The organism is Pseudomonas sp. NFIX49 (assembly GCF_900115915.1).
GTDB lineage: Bacteria > Pseudomonadota > Gammaproteobacteria > Pseudomonadales > Pseudomonadaceae > Aquipseudomonas > Aquipseudomonas pharyngis.
Window position 1 is genome coordinate 347046 of the sequence record NZ_FOYE01000005.1, and the last position, 19727, is coordinate 366772.

The 19727-nt window shown below is 61.2% G+C and carries 15 protein-coding genes; 10 read left to right on the forward strand and 5 right to left on the reverse strand.

The genetic code is table 11. The features are described from left to right. Positions 1-39 precede the first annotated feature (39 nt). The 3 genes from BMZ46_RS16555 to BMZ46_RS16565 form a co-directional block, all read right to left on the reverse strand. Positions 40-1122, reverse strand: a complete 1083-nt coding sequence (locus tag BMZ46_RS16555; RefSeq protein WP_011336621.1) for a 5-(carboxyamino)imidazole ribonucleotide synthase — start codon at positions 1120-1122, stop codon at positions 40-42. Positions 1123-1132: 10 nt separating this feature from the next. Next, positions 1133-1624 carry a 5-(carboxyamino)imidazole ribonucleotide mutase gene (gene purE, locus BMZ46_RS16560; RefSeq protein ID WP_007954291.1) on the reverse strand — a complete coding sequence of 164 codons (492 nt, stop codon included), beginning with the start codon at positions 1622-1624 and terminating at the stop codon, positions 1133-1135. A 197-nt stretch (positions 1625-1821) separates the two neighbouring features. Further along, positions 1822-2757, reverse strand: a complete 936-nt coding sequence (locus BMZ46_RS16565; RefSeq protein WP_074689917.1) for a LysR substrate-binding domain-containing protein — start codon at positions 2755-2757, stop codon at positions 1822-1824. 180 nt (positions 2758-2937) lie between these two features. Between BMZ46_RS16565 and aspA the strand changes: the two genes are divergently transcribed. The 3 genes from aspA (at position 2938) to BMZ46_RS16580 (ending at position 7353) form a co-directional block, all read left to right on the forward strand. Then, positions 2938-4362: an aspartate ammonia-lyase gene (gene aspA / locus BMZ46_RS16570; protein ID WP_039765095.1), complete on the forward strand. Its 1425-nt coding sequence runs from the start codon at positions 2938-2940 to the stop codon at positions 4360-4362. Positions 4363-4803: 441 nt separating this feature from the next. After that, entirely contained in the window at positions 4804-6249 is a 1446-nt protein-coding gene (locus BMZ46_RS16575; RefSeq protein WP_074689915.1) for an alanine/glycine:cation symporter family protein, read from the forward strand. Between the two features lie 99 nt (positions 6250-6348). Continuing rightward, positions 6349-7353, forward strand: coding sequence for an asparaginase (locus BMZ46_RS16580; protein WP_074689913.1), 1005 nt, complete (start codon positions 6349-6351; stop codon positions 7351-7353). A gap of 163 nt (positions 7354-7516) precedes the next feature. On the opposite strand, the gene BMZ46_RS16585 is transcribed toward BMZ46_RS16580, so the two are convergent. Next, the gene (locus tag BMZ46_RS16585; protein WP_074689911.1) at positions 7517-7927 is read right to left on the reverse strand and encodes a hypothetical protein; all 411 of its coding nucleotides are present in this window, start codon (positions 7925-7927) and stop codon (positions 7517-7519) included. Positions 7928-8319: 392 nt separating this feature from the next. Between BMZ46_RS16585 and BMZ46_RS16590 the strand changes: the two genes are divergently transcribed. The 4 genes from BMZ46_RS16590 (at position 8320) to BMZ46_RS16605 (ending at position 16307) form a co-directional block, all read left to right on the forward strand. Then, on the forward strand, positions 8320-9318 hold the full coding sequence (locus tag BMZ46_RS16590) for an AraC family transcriptional regulator (RefSeq protein ID WP_074689909.1): 999 nt from the start codon (positions 8320-8322) through the stop codon (positions 9316-9318). Positions 9319-9450: 132 nt separating this feature from the next. Further along, positions 9451-10476, forward strand: a complete 1026-nt coding sequence (locus BMZ46_RS16595) for a histone deacetylase family protein (RefSeq protein WP_007954279.1) — start codon at positions 9451-9453, stop codon at positions 10474-10476. Further along, positions 10473-11573 carry a polyamine ABC transporter substrate-binding protein gene (locus BMZ46_RS16600; RefSeq protein WP_074689907.1) on the forward strand — a complete coding sequence of 367 codons (1101 nt, stop codon included), beginning with the start codon at positions 10473-10475 and terminating at the stop codon, positions 11571-11573. Before BMZ46_RS16595 ends, BMZ46_RS16600 begins: the two co-directional genes overlap by 4 nt. Positions 11574-11690: 117 nt before the next feature. Further along, entirely contained in the window at positions 11691-16307 is a 4617-nt protein-coding gene (locus tag BMZ46_RS16605) for a dermonecrotic toxin domain-containing protein (RefSeq protein WP_074690209.1), read from the forward strand. On the opposite strand, the gene BMZ46_RS16610 is transcribed toward BMZ46_RS16605, so the two are convergent. After that, the gene (locus BMZ46_RS16610) at positions 16289-17857 is read right to left on the reverse strand and encodes a MocR-like pyridoxine biosynthesis transcription factor PdxR (RefSeq protein ID WP_074689905.1); all 1569 of its coding nucleotides are present in this window, start codon (positions 17855-17857) and stop codon (positions 16289-16291) included. The genes BMZ46_RS16605 and BMZ46_RS16610 overlap by 19 nt on opposite strands. A 92-nt stretch (positions 17858-17949) precedes the next feature. On the opposite strand from BMZ46_RS16610, the gene BMZ46_RS16615 reads away from it, so the two are divergent. The 3 genes from BMZ46_RS16615 to BMZ46_RS16625 are packed head-to-tail and all read left to right on the forward strand — an operon-like array spanning position 17950 to position 19714. After that, positions 17950-18573, forward strand: coding sequence for an FMN-binding negative transcriptional regulator (locus BMZ46_RS16615; RefSeq protein ID WP_074689903.1), 624 nt, complete (start codon positions 17950-17952; stop codon positions 18571-18573). A gap of 10 nt (positions 18574-18583) precedes the next feature. Continuing rightward, positions 18584-19030, forward strand: a complete 447-nt coding sequence (locus tag BMZ46_RS16620) for a GNAT family N-acetyltransferase (protein ID WP_074689901.1) — start codon at positions 18584-18586, stop codon at positions 19028-19030. A 12-nt stretch (positions 19031-19042) separates the two neighbouring features. Next, the gene (locus BMZ46_RS16625) at positions 19043-19714 is read left to right on the forward strand and encodes a GNAT family N-acetyltransferase (protein WP_074689899.1); all 672 of its coding nucleotides are present in this window, start codon (positions 19043-19045) and stop codon (positions 19712-19714) included. Positions 19715-19727 lie beyond the last annotated feature (13 nt).

A 19727-nucleotide genomic window follows, 5' to 3' on the forward strand; every position in this document is an offset into this window, starting at 1 on the left:
GCCCCGCAATGGTTCCGCCGTTGCCGGATGAAACTGTCGTTACTCGGCGATCAGCGCTTCGACCTTGAGGATCTGCTGCTCGAGGGTCGCCTTGTCCTTGCAGCGCAGGTTGGCGTGACCGACCTTGCGCCCGGCCTTGAAGGCCTTGCCGTAGTGATGCAGGTGGCAATCGTCGATGGCGATGACCTTCTCGACCGGTGGCACCACACCGATGAAGTTGAGCATCGCGCTCTCGCCGACCTTGGCGGTCGAGCCCAGCGGCAGACCGGCAACGGCCCGCAGGTGGTTTTCGAACTGGCTGCACTCGGCGCCTTCGGTGGTCCAGTGCCCGGAGTTGTGCACGCGCGGGGCGATTTCGTTGGCCTTGAGGCCACCGTCGACTTCAAAGAACTCGAACGCCATCACACCGACATAATCCAGCTGCTTGAGTACGCGGCTGGAATAGTCTTCGGCCAGGGCCTGCAGCGGGTGATCGGAGCTGGCGACCGACAGCTTGAGAATGCCGCTGTCGTGGGTGTTGTGCACCAGTGGATAGAATTTCGTCTCGCCATCGCGGGCGCGCACGGCGATCAGCGACACTTCACCGGTGAATGGCACGAAGCCTTCCAGCAGGCAAGGCACGCTGCCCAGTTCGGCGAACGTACCGACCACGTCTTCCGGCTTGCGCAGGACTTTCTGGCCCTTGCCGTCGTAACCCAGGGTGCGGGTTTTCAACACGGCCGGCAGGCCGATCGACGCAACGGCGGCGTCCAGGTCGGCTTGCGACTGGATGTCGGCGAACGCCGGGGTCGGAATCCCCAGGTCCTTGAACATGCTCTTTTCGAACCAGCGGTCGCGGGCGATGCGCAGGGCTTCAGCGCTCGGGTAGACCGGCACGAATTGCGAAAGGAAAGCTACGGTTTCCGCCGGGACGCTTTCGAACTCGAAGGTCACCAGATCGACTTCATCGGCCAGTTGACGCAGGTGATCCTGATCGCCGTAATCGGCCCGCAGGTGTTCGCCCAGCGCAGCGGCGCAAGCGTCCGGCGCAGGGTCGAGGAAAGCGAAGTTCATGCCCAGCGGAGTACCCGCCAGGGCCAACATGCGACCCAACTGGCCGCCACCGATTACACCGATCTTCATCTCAACAACCTCAGGCAATACGTGGGTCTGGATTGTCCAGGACGCTGTCTGTCTGCTCGGCACGGAAGGTTTTCAGTACCGCGTGGAATTGTGGATGCTTGGCGCCCAGGATGCTCGCCGACAACAGGGCTGCGTTGATCGCACCGGCCTTGCCGATGGCCAGGGTGGCGACCGGAATACCGGCCGGCATCTGCACGATCGACAGCAGCGAGTCGACGCCCGAAAGCATCGCCGACTGCACCGGCACGCCCAGCACCGGCAGGTGGGTCTTGGCCGCACACATGCCTGGCAGGTGGGCTGCGCCACCGGCACCGGCGATAATCACCTCGATTCCTCGGCCTTCAGCCTCTTCGGCGTACTGGAACAGCAGATCCGGGGTGCGGTGGGCGGAAACCACCTTGACCTCGTACGGGATGCCGAGCTTTTCCAGCATATCGGCGGTGTGGCTAAGGGTGGACCAATCGGACTTGGAGCCCATGATCACGCCAACCAGTGCACTCATCGTCGCGCCTCTTCTCTCTGGGCGCCCGCAGGCGCGTCAAAAACAACAAGCCACGCAGGATGCGTGGCTTGTTGTAGGAAAAATGGCCGGACGAACCGGCCGAAGGCCGCGCAGTATACCGCAAAGAAAGCAATAAACAGCCCCCGTTGCGACCATCTGTCATCTGCCGCAAAAGCCCGGTTTTATTGACTCGAAGGTCAGTGACCGGGACATGTTTCACGCACCGGCCGGACTTGCGCCGCCCCGCCTTCCAGCTTGCGCCACAACAACCGCACATTGGCCTTGCGCACCAGCGCGCAGCGGTACAGGCGAATCTCCAGCGGCACATGCCATTGCGCACCGCCGCAGACCACCAGTTCGCCCCGGGCCAGTTCGGCCCGCACGCTCAGTTGCGGAACCCAGGCGATACCAAGGCCTTCCAGCGCCATGCTTTTCAGGCTGTCGGCCATGGCGGTTTCATAAATCGTGGTGAAGCGCAGCTGACGCTGGCGCAGCAAGCCATTCACCGAGCGCCCGAGAAACGCCCCGGCGCTGTACGCCAGCAACGGCACACTGCCCTCGCCTTCCAGATCGAACAGCGGTTTGCCATTGGCATCCGCCGCACACACCGGCAGCATCTCGGTCTGGCCCAGGTGCAGCGACGGGAAGATTTCCGGGTCCATCTGCATCGCCGCGTCCGGGTCGTAGAACGCCAGCATCAGATCGCAGCCACCTTCACGCAGCGCGTGCACCGCGTCGCCGACGTTGGTCGCGACCAGCCGGGTGGCGATGTTCAGGCCTTCATTGCGCAGTTGCGCAATCCAGCGCGGGAAGAAACCGAGTGCCAGCGAGTGCGCCGCTGCGACCTGGATCACTTCGCCCTGCCCGCCTTCCAAGTGATGAAGGTGGCGCAGCACTTCACCGAGCTGTTCGACCACGGTGCGCGCGGTTACCAGGAACAATTGCCCCGCCGCCGTCAGCTCGATCGGCGTGCGCGAGCGGTTGACCAGCGTCAGCCCGAGCGCCGCTTCCAGGCTGCGGATCCGCCGGCTGAAGGCCGGCTGGGTCACGAAGCGCCGTTCGGCCGCCTGCGAGAAGCTGCGGGTGGCGGCCAGAGCACTGAAGTCCTCGAGCCATTTGCTTTCCAGATTCATCACGTCCTCCCGGACACGCACCAAAACAGGTCACACGTCTGCCGCGCACGCGGCGTCACACGGGCATTATGCCGAATGTGCATAGGGCAGTGTTTAACAGCATTGGCCCAAAAATTCCCACAAGCCTAGCATTCGCAGCGTTCCGGCACAGACCGGGTCCCTATCGAGATGATTTCTATCATGTCCTCCGCTGCATCATTCCGCACAGAAAACGACCTGCTTGGCACCCTCGAAGTCCCTGCTCAAGCGTATTACGGCATCCAGACCCTGCGAGCGGTGAACAACTTCCGTCTCTCGGGCGTTCCGATTTCGCACTACCCGAAGCTGGTTGTCGGTCTGGCAATGGTCAAACAGGCCGCTGCTGACGCCAACCGCGAGCTGGGTCACCTGAGCGAAGCCAAGCACGCTGCCATCAGCGAAGCCTGTGCCCGTCTGATCCGCGGCGATTTCCACGAAGAGTTCGTGGTCGACATGATTCAAGGTGGCGCCGGTACCTCCACCAACATGAACGCCAACGAAGTGATCGCCAACATTGCTCTTGAAGCGATGGGTCACCAGAAAGGCGAATACCAGTACCTGCACCCGAACGACGACGTGAACATGGCGCAGTCGACCAACGACGCCTACCCGACCGCGATCCGCCTGGGTCTGCTGCTGGGTCACGACGCACTGCTGGCCAGCCTCGACAGCCTGATTCAGGCGTTTGCGGCCAAGGGTGAAGAATTCAACCACGTCCTGAAGATGGGTCGTACCCAGCTGCAAGACGCCGTGCCGATGACCCTGGGTCAGGAATTCCGTGCTTTCGCCACCACCATGGGCGAAGACCTGGCCCGTCTGAAGACGCTGGCCCCGGAGCTGCTGACCGAAGTGAACCTGGGCGGCACCGCGATCGGCACCGGCATCAACGCCGACCCGCGCTACCAGGCCCTGGCCGTACAGCGTCTGGCGCTGATCAGCGGTCAACCGCTGGTTCCAGCCGCCGACCTGATCGAAGCCACCTCCGACATGGGCGCCTTTGTGCTGTTCTCCGGCATGCTCAAGCGCACCGCGGTCAAGCTGTCGAAGATCTGCAACGACCTGCGCCTGCTGTCCAGCGGCCCGCGCACCGGCATCAACGAAATCAACCTGCCGGCGCGTCAGCCAGGCAGCTCGATCATGCCAGGCAAGGTCAACCCGGTGATCCCGGAAGCCGTGAACCAGGTGGCATTCCAGGTCATCGGTAACGATCTGGCGCTGACCATGGCAGCCGAAGGCGGCCAGCTGCAACTGAACGTGATGGAGCCACTGATCGCCTTCAAGATCCTCGACTCGATCCGCCTGCTGCAACGCGCCATGGACATGCTGCGCGAGCACTGCATCGTCGGCATCACCGCCAACGAAGCGCGCTGCCGCGAACTGGTCGAACACTCGATCGGTCTGGTCACCGCACTGAACCCGTACATCGGCTACAAAAACGCCACCCGCATCGCCCGTATCGCCCTTGAAAGCGGCCGCGGCGTGCTGGAACTGGTGCGCGAAGAAGGTCTGCTCGACGAAGCCATGCTCGCCGACATCCTGCGCCCGGAAAACATGATTGCTCCGCGTCTGGTTCCGCTCAAAGCCTGAGCCGACGCGTGACTTGTAGCACCGCTCACCAGGTCGAGGGACTAGACACCTCTCACCTTTTGAGGGCTTGGGGATGATTCCCCGAGCCCTTTTTTTTAACTGTTTGAACCTGAGAACCGTATGTATGGAAGCTGGCTGCAAACCGGCTCCCAGACAAGCCCGACGCCGGTAACGTCGGGTGTTTCAAAGCTTCGTTTCGTCGCTTGCACCACAACCGTGCAGACGGGCGCCGCACTGATCGGTATAGTGCCGCCCCTCTTCGCGTGAGCGGTCGTCGGTAACGAGGCCATAACCCATGCGAAACCCGAACTAATAACAAACCCGCGATATGGATCCGGGACGAACCCTCGCCTCGCCCGTTGTGCCGCGCGCACACCGGTGTAACGCGATGTTTCTGACCATCCAGCATTTGCTTAAACAATAAACAGCGAGGAAAAATCCATGCTCGAAGTCATCAACGACTTCCTCTCAGGGAAAGTACTGATCGTGCTCATTGTCGGGCTCGGTAGCTACTTCACGATTCGCTCGCGTTTCGTTCAATTGCGCCACTTCTTCCACATGTTCGCGGTGTTCCGCGACAGCCTCAAGGGCAGCGCCGGGCAACTCAGCTCGTTTCAGGCCCTGATGCTCAGCCTCGCCGGCCGCGTCGGTGCAGGCAACATCGCCGGTGTCGGCATCGCCGTAACCCTGGGTGGTCCGGGTGCGGTGTTCTGGATGTGGGTGACCGCACTGGTCGGCATGTCCAGCAGCTTCTTCGAATGTACGCTGGCCCAGGTCTACAAGCGCGCCGATGGCGACGGTTTGTACCGTGGCGGCCCGGCTTACTACATCCAGCACGGCCTGAAGCTCAAAGGCATGGCGGTGGTGTTCTCGATCCTGCTGCTGGTCACTTACGGCTTCGCCTTCATCGGCCTGCAGTCCTACACCGTGACCCACTCGCTGCAGAACGCTTTTGCCTTCGACCCGCAACACACCGGCATCGTCCTGGCGGTGCTGCTGGCCATTACCTTCATCGGTGGCATCAAGCGCATCGCTTCGGTGTCCGACCTGCTGGTGCCGATCAAGACCCTGGCCTACATCGGCGTGACCCTGTACGTGATCGGCACCCAGATCGAACACGTGCCAGCCATGCTGGTGACCATCTTCAAAAGCGCCTTCGGTCTCGACCCGGCTTTCGGCGGCCTGCTCGGCAGCGCGATCGTGATGGGCGTGAAGCGTGGCGTGTTCGCCAACGAAGCGGGCCTGGGCAGTGCGCCGAACGTCGCCGCCGTGGCCGCCGTGAAGCACCCGGGTGCTCAGGGCGTGGTTCAGGCGTTCAGCGTGTTCCTCGACACCTTCGTGATCTGCACCTGCACCGCGCTGCTGATCCTGCTGTCGGGCTTCTACACCCCGGGCTTCGAAGGTGACGGCATCGTCCTGACCCAGAACTCGCTGGCCGCCGTGGTCGGTGACTGGGGCCGCATGTTCGTCAGCGTCGCACTGTCGCTGTTCGTCTTCACTTGCATCCTCTACAACTACTACCTGGGCGAAAACAGCCTGCAGTTCCTCACCCGCAACCGCGCTGCACTGATGACGTTCCGCGGCCTGGTGCTGGCGCTGGTGGTCTGGGGCTCGATGCAGGACCTGTCGACCGTGTTCGCCTTCGCCGACATCACCATGACCTGCCTGGCCTTCGTCAACCTGATGGCCCTGGCCCTGCTGTTCAAGGTCGGCATGCGCGTGATGCGCGACTACGATGCGCAGCGCAGCGCAGGCGTCGACCAGCCGGTGTTCGACTCCAGCAAGTTCAGCGACCTGGATCTGGACCTGAAGGCCTGGCCCGCCAACCCGTCGGCCGACACCCAGGCCAACGCTCAGCCGCAAGGCATCCCCGCAGCGCAACGCTGATCGGGTAAAAACCGGGCGCAGTTCTTGCGCCCGGCGTGACACAAGCAGCGGTCGGCGTCATGCTCGACCGCATGCTGTCCTCGTTCAGGAGAACTCCCCATGAATTCCTCGACCTACCCTGCCGCCCAGCACGTCATGGTGCTGTACACCGGTGGCACCATCGGCATGCAGGCCAGCGCCAATGGCCTGGCCCCAGCGTCCGGTTTCGAAGCGCGGATGCGCGATTACCTGCACAGCCAGCCTGAGCTGGTGGTGCCGCAGTGGCGCTTTCGCGAGATGTCGCCGCTGATCGACAGCGCCAACATGACCCCGGCCTACTGGCAGCAACTGCGAGAAGCGGTGGTCGACGCCGTCGATGTGCAAGGCTGCGACAGCGTACTGATCCTGCACGGCACCGACACCCTGGCCTACAGCGCCGCCGCCATGAGCTTCCAATTGCTCGGCCTGCATGCCCGCGTGTGCTTCACCGGTTCGATGCTGCCGGCCGGCGTCACCGACAGCGACGCCTGGGAAAACCTCAGCGGCGCACTGGTCGCCCTCGGCCACGGCCTGGCGCCGGGCGTGCATCTGTATTTCCACGGCGAACTGCTGGCCCCGACCCGCTGCGCGAAAGTGCGCAGCTTCGGCCGTCATCCGTTCAAACGCCTGGAGCGTCAGGGCGGCGGCGTGAAAGCCACTTCCTTGCCGGCCGCGCTGAACTACAACCAACCGAAGCAACTGCCCAAGGTTGCGGTGTTGCCGCTGTTCCCAGGCATTGGCGCCGAGATCATCGACGGCCTGCTCGACAACGGCATTCAGGGTCTGGTGCTGGAATGCTACGGCAGCGGCACCGGGCCGAGCGATAACCCGCAATTCCTCGCCAGCCTCGGCCGGGCGCGGGACAACGGCGTGGTCGTGGTTGCGGTCACGCAGTGCCATGAAGGCGGCGTGGAGCTGGATGTCTACGAAGCGGGCAGCCGCTTGCGTGGTGTTGGCGTGTTGTCTGGTGGCGGGATGACTCGCGAGGCAGCGTTCGGCAAGTTGAACGGATTGCTTGGTGCGAGTCTTGAGACAGCTGAAGTGCGGCGACTGGTCGAACTCGATCTGTGCGGCGAACTCATCTGATCAGGGCTGTAAATACAATTTTTTAACATCAATTGACCTTCCTGCAGAACTTCTGCAGGAAGGTTTTAAAACAATCAATCTTACGTAAATGCAAATCCTCCTAGCGTGAGTTTGGAGTTACCCTTCTGATCACACTCCAAAAGTACCCACCTTTCCATACTACTCATTGAGGGAATACTACATCAAAAACCCCTTCATCCAGGCTTGTCGATCCCTCCGCAATTTTCGCATGAAAAACCCCATGATATGAATTAGGTTCTGTACCCTCATATAGGGTCACACCGCCTTCACTTGGATACTGAATACCTTCAGGCGTTACAAATTGCAGAACGGTGTCACTCCAGATATCAAAGGGTATTTCTACACCATATTCCTTAATGCAGAAAATATTGATCTTTATGTCTTCATACTTGTAAATGATAAACATGCTGCTCTCATGGTTGGAACCCTTAGTCGTACTAAATACTTTTTCCAGACCATTAATCCTTACCTTCATACTCCCCTCGGCCGGACCCATTTTCAAACCTTTAAATTTATCGGCAATGATGTCGTCAAAGTCTGCTTTCTTGCTCATTTCAATCTCCTTTGCTTTCCAGCGAATCAAAAATGGTCGCATTCCAACTGCTGACTTCGGGCGGGGCGACAACTTTCACAATAGAAGTCAAAAAAATTCATGTCAAATAGAATTCGAGAATTTAAATTAACCGACAAGCGGTCGTATTTATAGATCCGACCTGTAATTTCTGACAGTGGTTAGCTCACAATCAAGCATGTAAATTGAAGCCCCCAGCTCTGACTTTATATTTTTAATCCAACAACTCAGAATATTTCCGCTGTGAACATTTACGAAATATTAAAACTCCACGTAAAAAACTTAAACCAACTATCATCCGGCGCTCTCGCCAAACCCAAATTGCCCGGCACGCAACTTGCACTAATACAGTTCTTTTCAGCCCGGATTGCCCCATGCTCCACTCCCACCTCACCACCCTCAACGCTGTCTCCCTGGTGCTCAACACCTTCAGGGATCAGGGCCTGTCCAGCGAAGCGCTGCTGGCCGGCAGCGGCATCAGCGCGGCGGATCTGAGCCGGGCCGACACTCGCATCACCACCAACCAGGAGATGCAGGTCTGCGCCAATGCAGTCGCGCTCAAGCATGACATCGGTCTGGAACTGGGCCGGCGCATGCACGTTTCCTGCTACGGCATCCTCGGTTACGCGCTGCTGACCTGTGCCACCTTCGGTGACGCTTTGCGCCTGGCGATCCGGTATCCGGCGCTGCTGGGAACACTTTTCGAACTGAGCCTGGAGGACGACGGCGAGCGCGTCTGGTTCGTCGCTGCCGATTACCGCGAAAGCCCGGCGATGGCGGTGTTCAATGCCGAATTCTGTCTGGTGTCGCTGAAAGTCATCTGCGACGACCTGCTCGGCCATCCGCTGCCATTGCTGGCCACCCGCTTTGAACACACCGCGCCGGATTACCGCGACAGCTACGCCGAACTCTTCAAGGCGCCGCTGCACTTTGGCGCCAAGGACAATGCCTTCGCCTTCGACCGGCGCTGGCTCGATCAGCCGCTGCCGCTGGCTGACATCATCACCCACCAGGCCATGGCCGAACGCTGCCGCAAGCAGAACACCGAGTTCACCGGCCGTCAGGCGTGGCTGGGGCGAATCCGCCAGTTGCTCAGCGCTCAGCTCAACGCCGCACCGGGGCTGGAAGGTTTGGCGCAGCAGATGAACTGCTCGCCGCGTACCTTGCGCCGGCATCTGAAGGACATGGGTTGCAGCTACCAGGAGCTGCTCGACGAACTGCGTTTCGAGCGGGCCAAGCAGATGCTTTGCGAGGATCAGTTGCCGATCTACCGCATCGCCGAAACCCTGGGCTTCAGCGAGACCGCGAGCTTCCGCCATGCCTTCGTGCGCTGGAGCGGCGTGGCGCCGAGTCAGTTCCGACCACACGGTTAAACCGTCGAGGGGCGATATCAGGTCAGTATTTTTGGCCACATCGATCCCCTTTTGGCCTCTCTGGCCGTTCTCCGATTCGCTCCACGCCGCAACACTGGAGCCAACCGAATCAGCCCCTGCGGAGAACAACAAATGCTGACGATCTACTCTGACGATCACCACCTGCACCATGGCCGTTGCGAATTGATCGACGGGCAACTCAAGCCTTGCTTCGAGATGCCGTCGCGCGCCGACCACGTGCTGCAGCGGGTGAAAAACCAAAACCTCGGCCCGGTCGAGGCGCCGAAGGATTTCGGCCTCGGGCCGATCGAGCGCATCCACAGCCGCGACTACCTCGACTTCTTCAAAGGTGCCTGGGCGCGCTGGACCGAATTCAACACCGACGGCGACTTGCTGCCCTACACCTGGCCGGCGCGCACCTTGCGTCAGGTCAAGCCGACCAGCCTGCACGGCCAGCTCGGTTATTACAGCTTCGACGGCGGCGCGCCGATCACCGCCGGCACCTGGCAAGCGGCGTACAGCGCGGCGCAGGTGGCGCTGACCGCACAAGCGGAAATCCAGCGTGGCGCCCGGGGTGCCTTCGCCCTGTGCCGTCCACCGGGACACCACGCTGCCGGCGACTTGATGGGCGGTTATTGCTACCTCAACAACGCCGCCATCGCCGCGCAGGCATTCCTCGATCAGGGCCACAAGAAGGTCGCGATCCTCGACGTCGACTACCACCACGGCAACGGCACCCAGTCAATTTTCTACGAGCGCAGCGACGTGCTGTTCACCTCGATCCACGGCCACCCGGAAGCGGAATTCCCGTTCTTCCTCGGCTACGAGGATGAACGCGGCGAAGGCGCCGGTGAAGGCTTCAACTTCAACTATCCGCTGCCGGCCGGTTCCGGCTGGGATGTCTGGAGTGCGGCGCTGGATCAAGCCTGCCAGGAGATCGACAACTACGGCGCGGATATCATCGTCGTGTCGCTGGGCGTCGACACCTTCAAGGACGACCCGATCTCCCAGTTCAAACTCGACAGCCCGGATTACCTGGCGATGGGCAAGCGCATCGCGGCCCTCGGCAAACCGACCCTGTTCGTCATGGAAGGTGGCTACGCGGTGGAAGAAATCGGCATCAACGCGGTGAACGTGCTCGAAGGTTTCGAACAATGAGCAGAATCAAGCACCTCATCGCGCCAGCGTTGTGCGCGGCGCTGCTGAGCGGCGCCGCACACGCGGATGAACGCACCCTGCGCGTCTACAACTGGTTCGACTACATCACCCCCAAGGCACTGGAAGATTTCAAGGCGCAGAACAGCCAGACCAGACTGGTCTACGACATCTTCGACACCAACGAAGCGCTGGAGGCCAAGCTGCTGACCGGCAACTCCGGCTATGACGTGGTGGTCCCGTCCAACGTGTTCCTCGCCAAGCAAATCGAGGCCGGGGTGTTCCAACCGCTGGATCGCAGCCAGTTGCCGAACTGGAACCACCTCGACCCGAAACTGATGAAGCTGATCGAGGCCAACGATCCGGGCAACCAGTTCGCCGTGCCGTACATGTACGGCACCATCCTGATCGGCTTCAACCCGGCCAAGGTCAAGGCGGCGCTGGGCGACAACGCGCCGGTGGACAGCTGGGACCTGATTTTCAAGGAAGAGAACATCAGCAAGCTCAAGCAGTGCGGCGTGGCCCTGCTCGATTCGCCGTCGGAGATCCTGCCGCTGGCCCTGCAACACCTTGGCCTGGATCCCAACAGCAAGAACCCGGCGGACTACGCCAAGGCTGAAGCGCTGCTGATGAAGATCCGTCCATATGTGACCTACTTCCATTCGTCCAAGTACATGGCCGATATCGCCAACGGTGACATCTGCGTCGCGGTCGGTTATTCAGGCAGCTTCTCGCAAGCCGCCAACCGCGCCAGGGAAGCGAAGAACGGCGTGGTGGTCGACATGCGCCTGCCGAAGGAAGGGGCGCCGATCTGGTTCGACATGCTCGCGATCCCGAAAGGCGCGAAGAATCCCCAGGACGCCTACACCTTCATCAACTACCTGCTGCAACCGCAGGTGATTGCGCCGGTCAGCGATTTTGTCGGCTATCCGAACCCGAACAAGGACGCTACCGCGCAGGTCGATCCGGCAATTCGCAACAATCCGAATCTGTACCCGACCGATGCGGCGATGAACACGCTCTACACCCTGCAACCGTTGCCCCGCGATGCGGAACGGGCTCGCACCCGCGCATGGACCAGGATCAAGTCCGGTACTTGAAGCGCAATGACCCGACAAGACCCGCCTTCGCGGGTCTTTTTTTGCCTGCAAGATTTATGTACCCCACTGCATCGCGACCGAGGTTCTAGTGTCCGGATTTTTCCCATGGACATGACCATGACAGAATCTCCCGCCATCGTTGTACCCAGTGTTTCCCCCCCCCTGTTGAAACAGAGCCTGCTGGCTGAACTGATCGGCCAGGGTTACTCGCTGCATCAGGTCGCCTCGGCGTTATTGCGCGAAGCGCTGAGCAAAAACCATCCCGAGCAACACATCGATCCGGATCGAACCCTGCTTGCGACGCCCCTGCGCGAATCCGATCCCTTGCAGAGCCCCTCCAGAGCCTTCGCCTACGAGTCCCTGACTCACGCCTTTATCCAGCACTGCCTGCACAAGACCAAGGCTGATTATCTTGACGGGGAGCACTTCCTGACCCGATCACCCGAAGCCGTCCCGCCGATTCTCCTGCCGGTGAGCATGGACGACATCACTTCGCTGATGAACGATCACGCCCCGTTTCTGTTCCTCGAATACCAGCAGCGCCAGCTTGATTACTGGAACGAATCGCCCGGCAGCCGGCCACGCTGGCAAGAGCTGTCCGATCTTTTGTGTTCGGCTGCGAATGTGCAGACGGCCAGCGGCTGGGGCGCCGACGATTGCGCACTGGCACGATTTGTCGCGCAGCACCCGGACCGGGCCGGACGATCGGGCGTGAACAGCGATTACGTCGGGCTCAAGGCCTGCCTGATGGATATCGACCTGGTCGAAGGCGACGACAGCACACACCTGATCATCGCCGGCGCGCTGGTGCTGACCGCGACCGTCAAACAGCGGCAACGCGTCTTGATGTACACCGTTGCCGATGGCTATGAGTCATTCGATTCACTGACCGAGCTGGGTGAAACGCTCCCGCAGCGGATCGCCCCGGAGCTGGCCGGTCGCTCACTGAAATGGCGCCTGATCGAGCCTGAAGGGAATATTTTCGATGCCGTGGCACAAGCGCTGATCAGCAATCAGCTCGAAGCCATCGAGGCGCTGGATCCCGCCAGCCCGTCGATCAGTGCCCGCGCCGGTTCCGCGCGACAAAGCCGTGCACGTTTCAGTTCGCTCGAGCGAGCCCGTCTCGACAAACTGGAAGAGGTCATTCCCGACTGGTTGCAAGCCGGCTCTGCTGATGATCTGCAAGACTACAGTCGCTACATTGCCGAGCTCGGAACCTTGCGCAACGAATCCGAGAATGGCGTGTTCAAGGAAGACGACATCCCGCTGATCGAACCCTATGCCGAACGCCGGATGCGCGAAGCGATCATCGCCGACAAAAGCGCCACCGGAGCTGCCGACCTGCCTTTTGAACACTTGCGCATCATCGTCACCCACAGCTTCGAAACCGGCGGCTTCACGCTGCCCAACCCGTTTGACCGGACTCACGAAACCCTGGGCGAATTCGCCCTGCAAAACGCTCCGCCCTATCAAGCCACAATCGCCTTCGACAATGGCCGGGCCGTGCCTGCCTGGCTGACTGTGGATTTTCTGAGCGGCATCGCGCAAAAGGTCGACATCGGCGGTCACTACCCGCAAGTGATCAAACGCGCGTTGATTGATGACCCGATCCGTTCGGCTGCGCAAAAGACCCGCTACCTGCGCCAATTGCCGACGCTTCTGCCGCTGCTGGCGCTGGAGTGCAAACTCAAGCAGCAGGGCGGCGTCGATGAACACGGTTATGCGTATGTCTGCCAATTGATGGATGCCATCACCCGCAAACTGCCGACACCCGAACATCCGGTCACCATCCGTCCTCTGGCGTTTGTCCCTCGCCGCCGTTTGAGCCGGCGTTCGGACGTAGTCACCAACATGTTCATCATTTGCCCGCGCGTACACACCCAGGGACCTTGCCTGCTATACCGTCCGCTGCTGGACACGCCATTGATGCAGTTCGCGTCTTTGCAGAACCTTATGTATGCGCTTTATCAGGATGGCGAATTGCGCAGCTCGGTACTGGCCTGGCTGGACAACGCGGCGCGGAGCTTCGAGTACTCGCAGTACGCCTTCCCGGTCGGTCTGCCCTCGCCATGGATCATCACCCAACTGGGCACCGAACCCTTCATGCACCTCGACCTGACCGGTCCGATCGAACTGGAGAACGCACCACTCCACGGGGACATTCTCGCGTCGCTGTACGCGGCGAACAGTCAGGCGCTGGTTGAACTTGCGAACCGCCAGTCACAGTCCAACAGCGAGCGCCGCTGGGCGCTTCTGACGGACAGTGGCTGGGCAGCCTTCAATGTCGCCGCAAACTTCATGAGCGGCGCGGCGGGCACCGCCGTCTGGGTCTGGCAGACCATCACGCAGATCCAGCAGGCGATCGATGCCCATGAACGTGACGACACCGTGGTGGCCTGGAAATCCACCGGCGATGTGCTGCTGACGCTCGGCATCATCCTGACCCAGCACGTCGTGGCGCGACGCAATCATTCGTGGCTGCCGCGCCTGAAACAGCAGGACGAAGCCGTCCGATTGCCTGCGCAGAAAACAGAACCCGCCCCGGAAGAGGCCACGCCATCCGTCACACTCGATCCAACACCCCTTATCGGAGAAGTGCCTGCCGCACATCTCACTCAAATCGAACAGGGGGCACTGCTGCGACCGGACAACAGCACACGCTTCATCAAGATGCTCGACCGGTTCCAGATCCCCAAACCTGACTTGATCGGCAAACAACCCTCGCCGCACACTCATCTGTACACCCTGAAGGGCAAGACCTGCGTCCAGGTCGGCACGCGCTGGTTCCAGGTCAGCGCCGAAAAAGACGAGCCGGTGCACCTTGTCGATCCGGTCGATCCGCTGCATATCGGCATGGCCGTGAAATATGACGAGACAACCGGACAATGGCACTGGGATCCGAAGTTGCGCTTGCGCGGGGGCATGCCGAAAAGCCGGATCGAGGCCTTCCGTCGCTCCAAAAAGCAGACGATGGACGCCGCCTGGACCAAGCTGGAGCAATTCGAAGCGCGTGAAACCCAGGAAAAAACACGACTTCTGCAAGCGCTGGTATCCCTTCCAAAAGATACCAGCGAGGCCGGATTTGAACGCGCCGCTTCCACTTATCTGGACAGGGCCACGAAACTGGGCAACGACTACACCCAGGCCCTGGCCCAACTCGAACTCTGGCGCCAGTCAGGAGGCGGCGGTTCACTGCATCAGGCCAAACTGATGACGCTGACCCTGGGTCAGCATCGCTGCTTTGGCTCCTGGCTGCGGGTGAAGATGCGGATCTACGCCAAAACCACACAGATATTCGTCGACAGTGTGAACCACCGGACACCGCTACCGCGCAAGCAACAGATCGAGATCGCCACCGTCGCCACCGCGTTGAGCGATCAAATGATTGTCAACCTGGAGACGCTGGATCACTCACTGCAAGTCTTGAGCGGCCATTCGAGCAAGGCCCGGAAGGTGGCAGAGAAGCTGGAGCTTCTACTGCCGGACTTCACCCCGCTGGACCTGAAAGCCAATGAAATCGGCATGTCCTACGAACGCTGTGTCGTGGAGCAACCGGGGGCCGCCATGAATGAAGCCCGCGTCGCGATCGGGATCATTACGGCCACCGCTGCCGACGCTGCTCATGAGTTGAGCCTGCTGAGCAAAACAGAGGTGGCGGCGGATGGGCAGCCGGCACGTATCGAACGTTTGTCGCGATGGAACGACCTGTTCGCCAGTCTCGGAGAACGCGTCGAACAGCTGCCCGCCGAGCACCCCGGTCAGTTCGTCCAGGCAAGGCTCGACAGGATCCGCGAACTGATCGGCGAATTCCGTGCGGTCGCCCGCGAGCGCCTGACCACGGAGTTGCCCGAACCGCAAGAGCGACCGACGCCCGTCAAGTCCCGGCCGCAGCCGTCCACATCGCAGTCCAAAGTGAAAATCACCAAGAGTCGTCCACGCCCTGAGGTGGACGAACAGGCTTCGACCGCCCCGGAAGGCGACGCCGACAGCGAGACCGCATTCGTCAAATTTTCCACCCAACGGCCCGAACCGAAAGCGCCTGCCGATGACGAAGACCTTATTTCATCAGCCATGCAGCTTGCAGCAGACATCGACCGTTTCAACCGCAAGACCCGCGAGGACGCCAGGCGGCCAGGGCGTATTCCCGCAGACATCCGCGACATGTTCGAGCAGCAGGTCGAACGCCTCAAAAAAGCGGCCAGCGATGTCGACGAAGCGATCATCCGCAGAAAAAACGCGAAAAAGGATCCGTGGCCCGTCACTTCGTTGAGCGGCGATCTGCGCGAAGCTGCCACCCGCACCCACGCTGAAGGTATTGCGGCCTATGCGGCCATGCTTAAACAACGCAAACCTCGGGAAGCCTACTTCCTTTGGCTGCACGACCATGGGCAGCTCAAGGTCAGCAAGGATCCACGCGGTCGTATTCGCACCCGCCATCGCGGAGACTACTTCCAGGAGTATCGAATTCTCGACAAGTCCCGGGCGGACAAGCCGTTGTGGGTGGCGCATTTCCACTACGACCAGCTCAAGGATGCCGATGAGCAGTACACCATCGCCCATCTGAAACCGGCCGATGCCTATCTGCAGACGCTCGATGAAAAATCCCGTCAGACACTGAGCACCTTCGATGCCGTCGATAATGCACTACGGCGTATTGTCGATCCGCAGGTACGCGATCTGTTCCTCAAACCACAGCCGGAGCCGGAGCCGGAGCCTCAACCGAAAGACGAATAACGGCGCCACACTTCATGCAAACGGACCAGAGCCGACTCGATCGCCGGCTCCGGCACCGCCGCAAAACCCAGCACCAGGCCGGCACGCTGATCGAGCGGCGTCGTCGAATCCGGCAGCCAGTATTTGCTCAGGCCATGGATCTCCACCTCCACGCTGGCGGCCTGTTCGATCAGTTGTTGTTCGCGGGCCACGCTGTCGACCGCCACGGTGAGATGCAGTCCGGCCGACACCGCCGGCAGTTCGCCGACACCCGCCAGGCCTAGCGGCCAACCGTTGATCAAAGTGTTGCGCCGGCTCAGCGCTGCCCGGCGCATCCGTCGGATGTGCCGCTGGAAATGCCCGGCTGCCATGAACTCGGCCATCACCGCTTGAGTGCTCACTTCGGAATGCCGGACATCCACCGCCCGCCGCTGCGCAAAGGCTTCCACCAGTCCCGGCGGCAACACCAGATACCCCAGGCGCAGCGCCGGGAACGCAACTTTGCCGAAAGTGCCGACGTACAACACGCGACCCTGGCGGTCGAGCGCAGCCAGCGGGGCCAAGGGCGCGCCGGTGTAGCGATACTCGCCGTCGTAGTCGTCCTCGACGATCCAGCCGCCGGTGCGCTCGGCCCAGGCCAGCAGTTCCAGGCGTCGCGCCAGACTCATCACCACCCCCGTCGGGTACTGATGAGACGGCGTGACATAAGCCACTCGGCAATCTTCGGCGGCCGCCAGTGCCGCGCAGTCGATACCCTCTTCGTCCACGGCAATACCTTGCAATCGACCACCGGCCAGCGCAAAGGCATGACCGGCTGCGCGGTAGCCGGGATTCTCGATACCGACCCCGGCGCCCGGCTCCACCAGCAACTGTGCACAAAGGCTGATTCCCTGTTGCGCGCCACTGGTGATCACAATTTGCTCAGCCGAGCACTGCATGCCGCGCGAACTGCGCAAATAAGCGGCAATCAGACCGCGCAGGCGCGCATCGCCTGCCGGATCGCCGTAACACAGTTGCTGCAAATCGGGTTTGCGCCAGAACGCCGCGTTCAGCTTGGCCCAGACGTCGAACGGGAACAGATCGAAGGCCGGAACACCGACCCGAAATGCTCGCGGCGGACCGCTTGGTGGCGTCGGTAAATGATTCTGCTCAAGCCGCTGCAATGCACCGCTGTGGATAACTTTGCTGGATAAATTCCCAGTGGAATTGGCCGAAATTGTGGATAAGACTGTGGGTAAGCTTGTTGAAAACCCTGTGGATACTTTTGTGGATAGTTTTTTCGCGGGCGCCAGCGATTGCGGCAACTGCGCCACATAAGTGCCGTCCCCGACCCGGCCTTCGATGAAACCTTCGGCATACAGCTGATCGTAGGCACGTACCACGCTGTTGCGGGAAATCCCCAACGCTGCCGCCAGATCGCGGCTCGCCGGCAACCGCGTGCCGCTGGCCAGGCGCCCGTCGAGTACCCGCAGGCGCAAGGCCTGGTAGAGCTGGCGGCTCAAGCCTTTGCGGCGGTCGAGTTCGATACCGGCAGGGTTGAACGGCAGCGACAGCGTGGTCGAATCGGGCATGACAATGGACCTATGAAATTGGTCATCAATGGCTCTTACAACAGACCAATAGCCTGCCTACGATGCAGGCATTCGCCAAGGAAATTTTCTCCATGTACACACCCCGCGCCTTTGCCATCGACGACTTGTCCCAACTGCACGAACTGATCCTCGCCACCCGCCTCGCCATTCTGGTGACCCACGGCGAACAAGGCTTGCAGGCCAGTCATGTGCCGGTGTTGCTGCATCGCGAACAAGGTCCGAACGGCACGCTGTACGGGCATCTGGCCAAGGCCAATCCGCAGTGGAAAGACCTGCGCGACGGCGCCGAGGCCCTGCTGATTTTCCCCGGTGCCGATGCCTACGTCAGCCCGGGCTTTTACCCGAGCAAGGCCGAGCACGGCAAAGTCGTGCCGACCTGGAACTACGTCGCCGTGCACGCCTACGGTCACGCCGAAACCTTCAGCGACGGTGGTCGCCTGCTGGACATCGTCAGCACCCTCACCAATCGCCATGAGGCCGGCCGCGCCCAGCCCTGGTCGGTTGACGATGCCCCGGCCGATTACATCGACGGCATGCTCAAGGCCATCGTCGGGTTCGCCATTCCGATCGACCGCCTCGAAGGCAAGCGCAAGCTCAGCCAGAACCGCAGCGCCGAAGACATCGCCGGCGTGCGCGAAGGCCTGTCTGCCAGCTCCGACATCAACGATCAAACCCTCGCTCACTTGATGCGTTAAGGAAATCAGCATGAGTCAGATCGACATCCGTTCAGTCAGCGCCGCCGATCACGCCGCCTGGCTGCCGCTGTGGCAGGCCTACCTGCGCTTCTACAACACGGAATTGCCGGACGCCGTCAGCCAAAGCACCTGGCAGCGCTTTCTCGACCCGAACGAACCGACCCACGCCGCCCTCGCCTGGGCCGACGGCAAAGCGGTGGGCATGGTGCATTTCATCTACCATCGTTCGAACTGGAGCATCGAAAACTCCTGCTACCTGCAAGACCTGCTGGTGGAGCCGCAAACCCGTGGCACCGGCGTCGGTCGCCTGCTGATCGAACATGTCTACGCCACGGCCAAGGCCGATGGTTGCTGCAAGGTGCACTGGCTGACCCACGAAACCAACGCCACGGCGATCCAGCTCTACGAGCGCATCGCCGAGCGCCCGGGTTTCATCCAGTTTCGCAAAGCCATTTAAGGAGCCACATGCATGACGACTTCCCTCGCCGACTGGAAAGATGTGCCGCCGCCCTCCACCACCCTGATCGAAGGCCGCTTCATCCGCCTCGAAAAGCTCGACCCGGCGCGCCACGGCGACGACCTGTTCAACGCCCTGCAAGGCCCCGGCGCCGACCCGAAACTCTGGGATTACTTGCCCTACGGCCCGTTCCCGGAACGCAGCGCCTTCAATGACTGGCTGAACAACCACGCCGCCCACAGCGACCCGTATTTCTTCAGCGTCATCGACCGCGCCAGCGGCCAGGTGCAAGGCATCCTCAGCCTGATGTCGATCGTCCCGGCCCAGGGCCGCATCGAAATCGGCCACGTCACCTTCGGCGCCCCGATGCAGCGCTCGCCGAAAAGCACCGAGGCGGTCTACCTGCTGGCCAAAGAATCCTTCGCCCTCGGCTACCGCCGCCTCGAATGGAAATGCAACAACGGCAACGCCCGCTCCAAATATGCGGCCGAGCGCCTGGGCTTCAGCTTCGAAGGCGTGTTTCGCCAGCACATGGTGGTCAAGGGCCAGAACCGCGACACCGCGTGGTACTCGATTCTGGACTCGGAATGGCCGGCGATTGCGGCGGGGTTCGAACGCTGGTTGAGCGATGAGAATCAGACGGCGGATGGGCAGGTGAGAGGGTTGGTTGAGTGCCGCGCTTGAAACTTGCTCGACA